The following is a 12887-nucleotide window of genomic DNA, read 5'->3' as shown; positions in this document are numbered from 1 at the left end:
TCACTTGAGGGAGATAGTGGTGTTGACGCCATGGCTCAGCGTCTGGTCGTCGAACCAACGCGCGGTCACCGTCTTGGTCTGGGTGTAGAACATCACCACCTGCTTGCCGTACGGGCCGAGGTCGCCGAGCTTGGAGGCGCGCGAGCCGGTGAAGGAAAACAGCGGCACCGGCACCGGGATCGGCACGTTGATGCCGACCTGGCCCACGTCGATGTCTTCCTGGAAACGCCGCGCGGCCGCGCCGGACTGGGTGAACAGCGCGGTGCCATTGCCGTTGGGATTGGCGTTGACCAGCGCAATGGCCTCGTCCAGCGTCTCGGCGCCCAGGATCACCAGCACCGGCCCGAAGATTTCTTCGTCGTAGATGCGCATACCCGGCCTGACCCCGGAAAAGATCGTCGGGCCGACGAAGTTGCCCTGCTCGAACCCCGGCACCTGCGGCGCGCGCCCGTCCAGTTCCAGCGTGGCACCCTGCTCCACGCCCGAGGCGATCAACGCCTCCACGCGCTCGCGCGCGGCGCAGGAAATCAGCGGGCCGACATCGGTGCCAGCGGCGTTGCCCGCGCCGAGCTTCAGCTGCCTGGCCTTGTCCACCAGCTGCGGAATCCACTGCCGCGCCTCGCCGACCAGCACCAGAGTGGAGGCGGCCATGCAGCGCTGGCCGGCCGCACCGAAAGCGGCACCAACCATCGCATTGAGCGTCTGCTCCTGGTTGGCGTCCGGCAGCACCACGGCATGGTTCTTGGCGCCCATCATGCATTGCACGCGCTTGCCGGCCAGCGAGGCGCGGCGGTACACATGCGTGCCCACCTTAGTGGAGCCGACGAACGACAAGGCCTTGATATCGGGGTGATCGCACAGCGCATTGACCACCGCTTCGCCGCCGTGCACCACGTTGAGCACGCCCTTGGGAATGCCCGCCTCCAGCGCCAGTTCCACCAGCCGCATGGTCACCATCGGGTCCTGCTCGGAGGGCTTGAGCACGAAGGTGTTGCCAGTGGCAATCGCCATCGGGAACATCCACAGCGGAATCATCGCCGGGAAGTTGAACGGGGTGATGCCGGCGCACACGCCCAGCGGCTGCAGCAAGGTGTAGGTGTCCACGCCGGTGGCGACGTTGTTGGCCAGCTCGCCCAGTTGCAGGTTGCCGATCGCCGCGGCGTGCTCCACCACCTCCAGTCCGCGGAACACATCGCCCTCGGCATCGGCCAGGGTCTTGCCCTGCTCTGCGCTGAGCAGCGCGGCCAGCTCGGGCATGTGCTCGCGGATCAGCTGCTGGTACTTCAGAAAGATGCGCGCGCGGGTGCCGATCGGCGTCTTGCGCCAGCCGACGAAGGCCCGGCTGGCTGCGGCAACGGCGGCATCGACCTCGGCGACGGTGGCGAACGGCACCTGCGCCAGCACCGACTGGTCGGCCGGGTTGACCACGTCCTGCCACTGGTCGCTGGCCGAGACCACCATTTCACCATCGATCAACAGGGATACGCGGGGGACGGATTCGCTCATCACGGGGCTCGCTCATAGGGGGCATCGGGCCACGCCGGCCCAGTACTTCGCATTGTTCGCACCCGGCCCGGGCATTCCCAGCCATGGATTGCTTAATCGCGCTAAGCTTCCTACAAACTTTTGCGAAGTTTGCGAATGCCCCAATCCCTCACCTCCTTGCGGCATCAGCTCGGCCTGCGCCTGCAGCGGCTGCGCCAGCGCCACGGCCTGACCCAGGCCGAGCTGGCGCGCCGGCTGGGCCTGTCGCCCAGCTATCTGAACCAGATCGAGCGCAACCAGCGGCCGCTGACCCTGGCGATCCAGCAGCGCCTCAAGGCCACGCTGGGCGAGCTGGACGGCCTGCACGACCTGGACGACCCGGCTGCCCTGGTCGAGCCGCTGGACGATGCGCTGCGCAGCCTGGGCCACACCTTGTCGCCGCCCGAGCTGCGTGCGCTTACCGGCAACCTGCCTCAGGTAGCGCAGGCCTTGCTGGACCTGCAGCGCGCCCACCAGCATCTGCTGGAGCGCAATGCCGCGCTGGAAGTACAGGTTGGCGTGGGGCATGCGGCAATGCCGTCGCTGTCGCCCGGCGAGCAGGTGCGCGATTACTTCAACCGCGCGCACAACTACCTGCCCGAACTGGACGAGCGCGCCGAAGCCCTGCACGCCGAGCTCGGCGCGACCACCGACAGCCTGCCGCTGCGGCTGCGTCAACGCCTGGCCGACCGCCATGGCCTGCTGGTGCAGGAATCGCCCGATCTGCACCACGACAAGCGGCATGTGGATGCGCAGGCGCGCGTGCTGTGGCTGCCGGCGCACCTGCGCCCCGGCCAGCAGGCGTTCCAACTGGCCGCGCAACTGGCCTTGCTGGAATGCGCCCCGCTACTGGAGGCGCGCATCGCCGATGCCGGCTTCGCCGATGCCGAGCGCATCGCGCTATCGCGGATCGGGTTGTCCAACTATTTCGCCGGCGCGCTGGTGATGCCGTACAGCGATTTCCTGCACAGTGCGCAAGCCTCGCGCTACGACATCGAATGGCTGGCGGATCGTTTCGGCGTGGGTTTCGAAGCGGTCTGCCATCGCTTGAGCACCCTGCAGCGGCGCGGCGCGGTGGGCTTGCCGATCTTCTTCATGCGGGTGGACCGCGCCGGCAACGTCTCCAAGCGCCACTCGGCCACCGACTTCCATTTTTCCCACGTCGGCGGCGCCTGCCCGCTGTGGATCGTGTACGAAGCCTTCAACCAGCCCGACCGCATCCTCACCCAGATCGCGCGCATGCCCGACGGGCGGCGCTATTTCTGGCTGGCACGCCAGGTCAGCAGCGGGCCGCCAGGCTACGGCCGCCCGCGCAAGACCTTTGCGCTGGCGATGGGCTGCGACCTGCGGCATGCCGACCAACTGGTCTATGCGCGCGGCTGGGACCTGGGCGCGGTGGACGATGCGGTGCCGATCGGGCCGGGCTGCCTGACCTGCGAGCGCAGCGATTGCGTGCAGCGTGCATTTCCGGCGCTGCCCCGGCTTCCGGCCAGTGCGCGCCGATAAGGAGACCAGGGCACACTGCCGCGACCTGGGGCAACCATTGATCGTCGCTGGCCTCACCGACGCGGGAGTGTGACGAAGAATACACTAACGCTGCAATGCAGCATTCCAAGCCGAGATAGCTCTCGCAAAATGCTTCATTGGAATGGAATGACTCACGCTTCTACCCTGAAGCGGACACATGCAGGACAGGGGGATGCCAGTGCGCTCATCCAGCGTACCGGCGTTACACGAACACACCGCAACACGCATTACCGCCTCACGCCACGCCCGCCCATTCGCGCCAGGCCCACCCCGGCGCCGGCAGGCCGCCGCAGCCAACACCTTATTCGGTCACTTTGTCCTGGGAGGGATCAACCGATGCCTGTTCACCATACCGCTCGCTCGGCCAGCCGGCCTGCGCGCCGCACCCCGGTCCGCGACGTGCTCTGCACCACCATCGCCTGCGTGCTGGCCACCGCCTTCAGCGCGCACGCGCAGGACACCGCACCGGCGGCACCGCCGGCCAGCGACACCAGCAGCGCCGCCAGCAATGGCCAGGCGCCGGTGACGCTGGACAACATCACCGTCATCGGCCAGCGCGCCAGCCTGAATCAGGCCGTGCAGGCCAAGCAGATGTCCGATCACGTCATGGAAGTGATCTCTGCGGACAACATGGGACAGATGCCCAACGTCACCGTGGCCGAGGCGCTGGTGCGCCTGCCCGGCGTCAACGGCACCCGCGACCGCGGCAACGAGAGCCTGGCCACCGTGCGTGGCCTGGGCCCGCGCATGACCATGGGCACCGTCAACGGACGCGAGATCGCCTCCTCCGAGCCCAACCGGGCGGTGCGCTGGGAAGTGTTTCCCACCGAGATCGTCTCCACCGTCAAGGTCTACAAGACCCAGTCGGCCGACCTGGTGGCCGGCGGCCTTGCCGCCACCGTGGACATCTCCACCATCAGCCCGCTGAACTACACCGGCCCGGGCTTCGTCGGCACCGCCGGCCCGGTGTTCTACGACCACGCCAAGGACGTGGATGGCTACACGCCGTGGGGCAGCCGCTTCGGTGCCAGCTGGGTGCACAAGCTCAACGACAACCTGGCGGTGGCCTTCGGCGCCACCTACCAGAAGCAGAAGAACGCCAGCTCCTCGATCGGCAGCTGGGGCTACACCGATGCGACCACCTCGCGCGACGTCAACGGCGATGGCACTCCGGATCCCACGCCGTGGGGCGCGGCCGACCAGCTCAAACTGATCGACCAGACCCGCACCGGCGCGATGGGCACGGTGCAGTGGCGCTCGGGCAATTTCGAATTGAAGTTCGACGGCTTGTACTCGCGCATCGAGATCGACGAAGACCAGCTGCAGAACTGGTTCAACGGCCTGGCCTTCAGCACCTTCTCCGGCGCGACCAACCCGTACACCACGCCGGGCTCGTCCTACACCATTGTCGATGGCGACGTGGTGGCCGGCACCCTGGCCAACTCCAACCTGCAGGTCGACCACGTGGTCAGCCACTACAACGAGGTCAAGACGCTCACCGCCGGCGGCTTGAACGCCAAGTGGAGCGGCGATGTGTGGACCCTGGGCAGCGACCTGTCGTTCTCGCAGGCCAAGCGCGACAACACCTGGCAGGCGGTGCGCTTTGGCAGCAACCCGGACACGGTGTCGTTCGATTTCCGCCGCAGCGTGACACCGACCATCAGCACCAGCTCGGACACGCCCGAGTGGGGCATCAACGGCCAGACCGAACCGCAGGCGCTGCGCGACAAGATCGCCGCGCTGGCGCTCAACGCCAGCCGCCCGGTCGATGCAGGCCCGTTCACCTCGCTGGAATTCGGCGCACGCGCGGCGCGGCGCGAAAAGCAGAACCGCCACTTCATCGGCAACCAATCCGGCTTCGACCAGCCGATTTCGGCGTACCAGGACCTGATCTACCCGGTCACCATGCCGGACTTGAACGTGCCCACGCTGACCGGCGGCAACATGGCCGAAATCGCGCGGATCGGGTTCGGCGGCTTCGACCCGGCCGCGCTCAACGAGCAGATGCTGGACCACTGGAACGTCAAGGAAGACGTGCGCGAGGCCTTCGCCAAGGCGGTCTTCAGCTCGCAGCTGTTCGGCACCGATGTCACCGGCAATGTGGGCGTGCGCCTGGTCAACACCAGGACCGATAGCCAGGGCTTCGATTCGGTCGGCGGCAATGTGCAGCCCAGCAGCGCCAGCAAGGAATACACCGACGTGCTGCCCAGCGCCACGCTCAACTTCCTGATCGACGATCAACGCATCCTGCGCTTGTCCGCGGCCAAGGTCATCGCGCGTCCGCCGCTGGACGAACTGCGCACCGGCCGTCGCCTGGACGACCCCACCGTCACCGTCGGCCAGCTCACCGGCAGCGGCGGCAACCCCCAGCTGGATCCGTTCGAGGCCACCCAGCTCGACGTGTCCTACGAGTGGTATTTCCACAAGGAAGCGCTGGCGGCATTGGCGGTGTACCGCAAGGAAGTGGATTCGAGCATCGGCTACCGTACCGACCGCGAAGTGATCAACGGCCTGGACTACCTGGTCAGCGCACCGTTCAATGGCGGCGGCGGCCATATCAACGGCGTGGAGCTCACCTTCCAGACCCCGTTCTTCTTCATCCCGCACCTGGAGAACTTCGGCGTCTACTCCAACTTCTCGCTGGTCGACTCCAACCTCAAGGAGTTCTCGCCGGAAGACAACCCGCTGCCGCTGAGCGGACTGGCACGCAAGACCGGCACCTTCGACCTGTGGTACAGCAACGGCACCTTCGAAGCGCGCGTGGGCTACAAGTACCACAGCCCCTACACGGTGGTGTACGGCTGGAATGCCGCGCGGCTGGCACGCCTGCAGAGCGAAGGCACGGTGGATCTGAGCCTGAACTGGCAGTACAGCAAGCAGCTGGGCTTCCGCTTCCAGGCCGGCAACCTCACCAACGAGCCGCTGCGCGCCTACACCGACAACAAGCCCAACCGTCTGGCCAACCAGGACGACGGCGGCTATCAACTGTTCGGGCGCCGCTACCAGCTGGAAGCGACCTACCGGTTCTAGGACTACGGGGCAACGCGCGGCGGGCTATCGCAGCCACGCAGGAACCGCACGCACGCGTGTGCATGCCTGGATCGTGCAGGCCGGTTCCGTGCAGCGGCTGGCGACCTAGCGCCTGCACCGCGGTGCGTCCGCTCCGACTACATCGCCGGCGCATATCGCGCCGGCAGCAGGCGGACGCAGCCGGCACGCAGACGCGAACTGCAACCCAGGTTTCGATTCCGCGTACCGCCTGCGCTGCACGGCGGCCACATGCAGCATGCTGTCGGCCGCTCCATGTTCGATCTGTCGAGGAATTGCATGCGCTCTACACGCCGTCTCTGGATGCCAACGCTGCTGGCGTTGGCGCTGTCTGTCTCCGCACACGCCGCCCAGCCCCCCGCCACGCTGTATCTCGGCGCGGACTTGTCCTACGTCAACGAGATGGAGGAATGCGGCGTGCAATACCGCGAGAACGGCGTGGTGAAGGATCCGTTCGAACTGTTCCATGCGCACGGCGCCAATCTGGTGCGGGTGCGGCTGTGGAACGATGCGCGCTGGACCAAGTACAGCGACCTGTCCGACGTCAAGAAGACCATTGCCCGCGCGCGCGCGCAGGGCATGCAGGTGCTGCTGGACCTGCACTATTCCGACGATTGGGCCGATGGCGAAAAACAGCTGATTCCCAAGGCCTGGGCCAGCATCACCGATACCGACGAGCTGGCGCGCACCCTCTACGGGTTCACCTACGACACCCTCAGCGCGCTCGACCGCGCCGGGCTGATGCCCGAGCTGGTGCAGGTGGGCAACGAAAGCAATTCCGACCTGATGGCCAGCCAGCCATGGGACAAGAAACGTCCGATCGACTGGCAGCGCAACGCCAAACTGTTCAACGCCGGCATCAAGGCGGTACGCGACATGAGTGCACGCTCGGCGATAAAACCGCGGGTGATGCTGCATATCGCCCAGCCGGAAAACGTGGAGCCATGGTTCGCTGCCGCTGCCAAGGCCGGCGTCACCGACTTCGACCTGATCGGCATCAGCTACTACCGCAAGTGGTCCACCCAATCGATGGCGCAGCTGGGCAAGACCATCAAGCGCCTGCGCAGCCGCTACGATGCCGACGTGGTGGTGGTGGAAACCGCCTACCCGTGGACGCTGGCATCCGGCGACACTTCGCACAACCTGCTGGGTGAAGACTCTCTGATTGCCGGCTATCCGGCCACGCCGCAGGGCCAGTCCAGGTACATGATCGATCTCACCCAGCTGGTGATCGATACCGGCGGTGCCGGCGTCGTGTATTGGGAGCCGGCCTGGACCAGCAGCAGCTGCAAAACGCGCTGGGGCACCGGTTCGTCATGGGAGAACGCCAGCTTCTTCGACTTCCAGCACGGCAACGAGGTGTTGCCGGCCATCGACTTCATGCAGCATCCCTACACCGGCGCGCCAGCGTCATACCGCCCCGCCACCGCGGCGCCTGCGCCTGCGCCCGCCGCCGAAGCCGGCAACAGGAGCCAACCATGACCGGCATCAACCGACGCGAACTGCTGCGCGGCATGCTGGCCAGCGGCGTGAGCGCGGCGCTGCCATTGGGCGCCGCGGGCGCTCTGGTTCCGGGTGGTGCCTTCGCTACGCCCGCTGCCGCGAAGGACACGGCATCGGTCGGCCCATTGGGCGATACCGCGCTGGCGCCACGCGAGTGCCTGCTATTGGATTTCGGCTGGCGCTTCCATCTGGGCCACGCCAGCGATGCGTCACGCGATTTCGACTTCGGCACGTTCCAGCGCAGCTTCGCCAAGGCCGGCAAGGACACCGCCACCGCTGCGCAGGCGGTCTTCGACGACAGCGGCTGGCAACAGGTGGACCTGCCGCACGATTGGGCCGTGACCCTGCCGTTCCGGCCGGAGCCGATCTCGGCCACGATGACCGAAGAAGACCCGGCAGCGGCGCATGGCTACAAGGCTCTGGGGACGAGCTTTCCGGAAAACAGCGTGGGCTGGTACCGGCGCACGCTGCAGATTCCGGCCAGTGATCTGGGCAAACGCATCTGCCTGGTATTCGACGGTGTGTTCCGCGATTGCATCGTGTTCTGCAATGGCCACATTGTCGGCCGCAATGCCAGCGGGTATTGCGGCTTCGAGGTCGACCTCAGCGAGGTGCTCGACTACGGCAAGCCCAATGTCATCGCCGTGCGCGTGGATGCCACCCTGGGCGAAGGCTGGTTCTACGAGGGCGCCGGCATCTACCGCCATCTGTGGCTGCAAAAGACCGATCCGCTGCACGTGCCGCAGCACGGCGTGTTCGTGCGTAGCGGCATCGAGGGCGGCAACGCCACCGCGCAGGTCTCCACTGAAGTACGCAACGACGGCACAACGCCACGCCAGTGCGTTGTGCAGGCGCGCATCACCGCACCGGATGGACGCACCGTTGCCCAGGCGGCCAGCGCAACCATCACGGTTGCGCCGGGCCAGGTGCAGGTAGTCGAACAGACCCTGCCGCTCGGCCAGGCCGCGCTGTGGTCGATCGACACCCCGCAGCTCTACAGCCTGACCACCAGCGTGCACAGCAACGGCAAGGCAACCGATGCGCTGGTCACGCCGTTTGGCGTGCGCAGCATCGCCTTCGACGCACAGCGCGGCTTTCTGCTGAACGGCGCCCCGCTCAAGCTGCACGGCACCAACAATCACCAGGATCATGCCGGCGTCGGCACCGCCATTCCGGATGCGCTGCACGAATGGCGCCTTCGCCAACTCAAGTCGATGGGCTGCAACGCCTACCGCAGCTCGCACAACCCGGCCACCCCCGAACTACTCGCGCTATGCGACCGCTTGGGCATGTTCGTCATCGAAGAAACCCGACGCATGTCCACCGACCCGGAGGCGATGGGCGAGCTGGAAACCATGGTGCGGCGCGGCCGCAATCATCCCAGCGTGATCCTGTGGTCGCTCGGCAACGAAGAGCCGCAGCAGGTCACCGAGCGCGGCGCGCGCATCGTGTCGCGCATGCAGCAGCGCGTGCGCCAGCTCGACCCCACCCGCCCGACCACCTTCGCCATGGACAAGGGCTTTGGCGACGGCGTTGGCCAGGTGGTGGACGTGGTCGGCTTCAACTACCGCACCAGCCAGATGGACGGCTTCCACGCGCAATATCCAAACATTCCGATCTACGGCAGCGAAACCGGCAGCACCGTGTCGGTCCGCGGCAACTATCGGCGCGACGACAAACGCGGCTACACGCGCGCCTACGACCTGGATCACCCCTGGTGGGCCAGCACCGCCGAAGCGTGGTGGAGCTATGTCGCCCAACGCCCCTATATCGCCGGCGGCTTCATCTGGACCGGCTTCGACTACCGCGGCGAACCCACCCCGTACAACCGCTGGCCCAATGTAGCCTCGCAATTCGGCGTGCTCGACAGCTGCGGCTTTCCCAAGGACAACTACTGGTACTACCGGGCGCAGTGGACCAGCGAACCAGTGCTGCACCTGTTCCCGCACTGGAACTGGGAGGGTCTGCTGCAGCCGGACGACAATAGCCATGTCGCGGTCTGGTGCCATAGCAATCTCGAAGCGGTGGAACTGCTGGTCAACGGCGTCAGCCAGGGCCTGCAGCAGGTGCCGGCCTATGGGCATGTCGAGTGGCGCGTGGCCTATGCGCCCGGCGCGATCGAAGCGCGCGGCTATCGCGGCGGCAAGCTGGTGCTGAGCGAGCGCCGCGAAACCGCCGGCGCCGCAGCCGCCATTCGCCTGAGCTGCGATCGCAATGGGCTGCACGCCGATGCCGAAGATGTGGCCGTGGTAAAGGTGGAAATCGTCGATGCGCAAGGGCACATGGTGCCGACCGCCGACAATCAGGTGCAGTTCGCCGTGCGCGGCCCCGCACGCCTGATCGGCGTGGGCAACGGCGACCCCAGCAGCCACGAAGACGACAAGGCGCCGCAACGCAAGGCGTTCAATGGGCTGTGCGCGGCGCTGCTGCAGACCACGCGCACGGCCGGCACGCTGGTCGTGGAAGCAAGCGCGCCGGGGCTGACCACTGCGCGGCTGGCGTTGCGCAGTAGCCAGGCAAAAGCGCGGCCGTCGGTGACCTGATCGGCAGGACAGCGCGGCAGATGCCGCGCGTGTCGCCGGCCCGAGGTGTCTCGGGCCGGCACCTGGCCGGGTGCACTTCGTCGCGCGCATCCGCCAAGGCCACTCTTCAAGACCCCCCTGGATGCCCGGGCGGATGAAGCAGTTCTTCGAGGCGCTCAGGTATTGCCGGGTTCGTGATGCCGCACCGCCCAGCCATGCACGGCCACCGCCGTACATGCCGAGGAGCACCAGCTGCTGTCAGCGCAAGCGCGAGAACGCACCGATCCCGGCAATCGCCAGCCGCTCGGCGGGCACCGCCGTTTCGGCGAACGACAGCCGCAGGTAACGGATCTGGCGGATCTCGGGGAAATTCAGGCGCTGGGTCGAAAGCGCATAGGCGATGTTGGCCAGCTCGCCGGCGCCGGCCGGCTGCCAGCGTTGACCATCTTCGCTGGTTTCGGCGCGATAGCCCTTCGGTGGCGCGGCACCGTTCATCACCGTGCGCGAGGGCGTGAGGCTGAAGCCAGCGACCTGACGCAGCACACCCACGTCGATGGTCACCTGCGCAGGGCGGCCCGGGGTGGGAGCGGGCACGATCCAGATCGTGCTGGCATCGTCGTCGAGCAACGTCTCCGCCCCCGGCGCGCTGGCCCCGACGATGCGCCAGCCGGCGCTGGACAGCACGTCCGGCGCGTTCGCCGTCGGCCGCGCGACCGGCACCGGCGCCACCGCGCGGAACAGCGCGAACTCGCTGATCGCCGGGCACACCGGCGCCTCCAGCACGACCAGGCGCACCCGGCGCGCGGTCAGCGGGCGATCCAGGCGCACGATCCGCTGCGCGCCGATGCATTGCGCTTCGGCCAGCCGCCGCCATTGCCCATCGACCTCGGCCTCGACCGCGAAACGGGTGACGCGCACGCCCAGCGGCAGATATTCGCGCAGCCGGATCAAGTCGAAGGCGTGTGCCGCCGACAATTCCAGCGTCAGCGTCGGCGTGGTGACCTCATCCGGCGTGGACCAGTAGCTGTCCGGCTGGCGATCGAGCACGCGCGCCGGCTCGAACCCCGCACCGCGCGACGCAGTGGCGCTGGCCTTGGCGCCCTTGGCCAGGTCGACGGCGAAGCTGCCGCGGATCGCATCGCCGAAACTCTGCAGCACTGCCACGTCGTGGTCGGGAATACGACCGCGTCGGTCCGGCGGAAGATTGAGGTTCATGTTGGTGCCGCGCGCCACGGATGTGTCGAAATAGCGCACCAGGTTTTCCGGGCTGCGTACCTTGCCGTCTTCGTCGGCGTGGTAGAACCAGCCCGGGCGGATCGAGGTATTGGTTTCTGCCGGCCACCACAGTGGCGCCCCGCGCACGCCGGAGTTGCCGTTTTCCTGGGTGTACGGAGCATTGGGCATGGTCGGCCAGCTCGGATCGCCAGCGATGCCGTCCTCGTTGCCGCCCCAGCGGATATCGGCACCGAGCGGGTCGAACGTGCAGGCCATCGGCTGGTGCTGGTGAACCAGCGCGATCATCCGTGGCCAGTCGTAGTAGGCAGGCGCATCGATCTTGCGCGACTCGCGCGCACCACCGTAGTAGCCGTCGCCTCCATTGGCACCGTCGAACCAGAACTCGAACAGCTCGCCATAACCGGTGCAGAGCTCGACGATCTGCTTGCGGAAGTAGTCGAGATAGCCGGGGCGGCCATATTCGGCGTGGTTGCGATCCCAGGGGGAGAGGTAGATGCCGAACGCCAGGCCGGCGCGGCGGCACGCCGCCGCCATTTCGCCGACGATGTCGCCCTTGCCGTTCTTGTAGGGCGAATTGCGAATGCAATGTTCGGTCAAGCGTGTCGGCCAGAGGCAGAATCCATCGTGATGCTTGGCGGTGAAGATCAACCCTTTCAGATTGCCGGCCTTGGCAGCGGCGACGATCTGGTCGGCAGAGAAATCGCTGGGATCGAACCTGCGCGGGTCTTCGTCCCCGTAGCCCCATTCCTTGTCGGTGAAGGTGTTCATCGCAAAATGCACGAAAGCGTATTGCTCCCACCGATGCCACCGCAGCTGTCGTGCGCTGGGCACGGCGCCCCACGGCGCCGGCCCGTTCGCACGCGGCGCAGCCATCACCCGGGTGGGGTAGGCGCCAACACTTGCGGCAACGGCCACGACACCGGTGGCAAGGAAAGTACGACGATCGATCATTGGCGCCTCCAACTCTGCACGAGCTCGGATCTTAGCTTTTCCAACGGCGTGAGGGGTTTTCGCCGACGCCACCCACGATGCGGATTTCCTGCAAATGCTGGCTTGAACGAGTCAGCCAGCATCTGCAGTCCGCTGATGGACAGGAAGGTGACGTGCGGATGCTGCCGATCGGTCTTGGCAATGGCAACGACGCCAGTGGTGAACGCCATAGGCCAGCATCGCCACGTCATCGACGGTCAGCAAATGGCGTGCCGCCCCGTTGGCAGCGGCAACGCGGTGTCGCTGTCAGCGTCCGTGTCCGCCTGGCTGCTACGCAGCTGGCGTCGACGAGCATGCGAAGCCGCCGCGATCGTTCGCGGGGCGACGCTTGGTTGCGCTACGTAGACCTCGCTTCGCCAAATCCGGTGCACGCTTCTGCCCCGAACAAGCAACCGGCTCGCATCGGAGACATCGGCTCTTGCACGCAGATCGACGCGTGCGGCGCAGCTATCCAGCGCTGCGTCGCCTTCTTCATCACAGCACCAATCGCCAAGCCGCAACGCTCGCCATGACAGCAACGCCATCGGCAAGCAGGGC

At 66.7% G+C, this 12887-nt stretch carries 6 protein-coding genes; 4 read left to right on the top strand and 2 right to left on the bottom strand.

Annotated features, from left to right (window positions below; all coding sequences use genetic code 11):
* Positions 1 to 1506: a CoA-acylating methylmalonate-semialdehyde dehydrogenase gene (locus XcodCFBP4690_RS03200; RefSeq protein ID WP_104539607.1), complete on the bottom strand. Its 1506-nt coding sequence runs from the start codon at positions 1504 to 1506 to the stop codon at positions 1 to 3.
* Positions 1507 to 1641: 135 nt separating this feature from the next.
* On the opposite strand from XcodCFBP4690_RS03200, the gene XcodCFBP4690_RS03195 reads away from it, so the two are divergent.
* The 4 genes from XcodCFBP4690_RS03195 to galA all read left to right on the top strand — a co-directional run bounded on the left by XcodCFBP4690_RS03195 (position 1642) and on the right by galA (position 10145).
* Positions 1642 to 3030 (top strand): helix-turn-helix domain-containing protein, encoded by a 1389-nt coding sequence (locus tag XcodCFBP4690_RS03195; protein WP_104539606.1) that lies wholly within the window; start codon positions 1642 to 1644, stop codon positions 3028 to 3030.
* A 357-nt stretch (positions 3031 to 3387) separates the two neighbouring features.
* Positions 3388 to 6081 (top strand): TonB-dependent receptor, encoded by a 2694-nt coding sequence (locus tag XcodCFBP4690_RS03190; protein WP_104539605.1) that lies wholly within the window; start codon positions 3388 to 3390, stop codon positions 6079 to 6081.
* 297 nt (positions 6082 to 6378) lie between these two features.
* Entirely contained in the window at positions 6379 to 7581 is a 1203-nt protein-coding gene (locus tag XcodCFBP4690_RS03185) for a glycoside hydrolase family 53 protein (RefSeq protein WP_104539702.1), read from the top strand.
* The gene (gene galA / locus XcodCFBP4690_RS03180) at positions 7578 to 10145 is read left to right on the top strand and encodes a beta-galactosidase GalA (protein WP_104539604.1); all 2568 of its coding nucleotides are present in this window, start codon (positions 7578 to 7580) and stop codon (positions 10143 to 10145) included. Before XcodCFBP4690_RS03185 ends, galA begins: the two co-directional genes overlap by 4 nt.
* Positions 10146 to 10382: 237 nt before the next feature.
* Here the strand turns inward: galA and XcodCFBP4690_RS03175 are convergent, their stop codons facing one another.
* A complete protein-coding gene (locus XcodCFBP4690_RS03175; protein WP_104539603.1) occupies positions 10383 to 12311 on the bottom strand; it encodes an alpha-L-fucosidase in 1929 nt (642 codons plus the stop codon).
* Positions 12312 to 12887: the final 576 nt, after the last annotated feature.

The sequence above is a fragment of the Xanthomonas codiaei genome (assembly GCF_002939785.1).
Classification (GTDB): Bacteria; Pseudomonadota; Gammaproteobacteria; order Xanthomonadales; family Xanthomonadaceae; genus Xanthomonas; species Xanthomonas codiaei.
This window is presented reverse-complemented; position numbering and strand designations above follow the sequence as displayed.

Bases quoted from the DNA above. Each gene is read 5' to 3' on its own strand.
- XcodCFBP4690_RS03175 (WP_104539603.1), bottom strand. From the start codon at position 12,311: ATGATCGATCGTCGTACTTTCCTTGCCACCGGTGTCGTGGCCGTTGCC.
- XcodCFBP4690_RS03190 (WP_104539605.1), top strand. From the start codon at position 3,388: ATGCCTGTTCACCATACCGCTCGCTCGGCCAGCCGGCCTGCGCGCCGC.
- XcodCFBP4690_RS03185 (WP_104539702.1), top strand. From the start codon at position 6,379: ATGCGCTCTACACGCCGTCTCTGGATGCCAACGCTGCTGGCGTTGGCG.
- galA (WP_104539604.1), top strand. From the start codon at position 7,578: ATGACCGGCATCAACCGACGCGAACTGCTGCGCGGCATGCTGGCCAGC.
- XcodCFBP4690_RS03195 (WP_104539606.1), top strand. From the start codon at position 1,642: ATGCCCCAATCCCTCACCTCCTTGCGGCATCAGCTCGGCCTGCGCCTG.
- XcodCFBP4690_RS03200 (WP_104539607.1), bottom strand. From the start codon at position 1,506: ATGAGCGAATCCGTCCCCCGCGTATCCCTGTTGATCGATGGTGAAATG.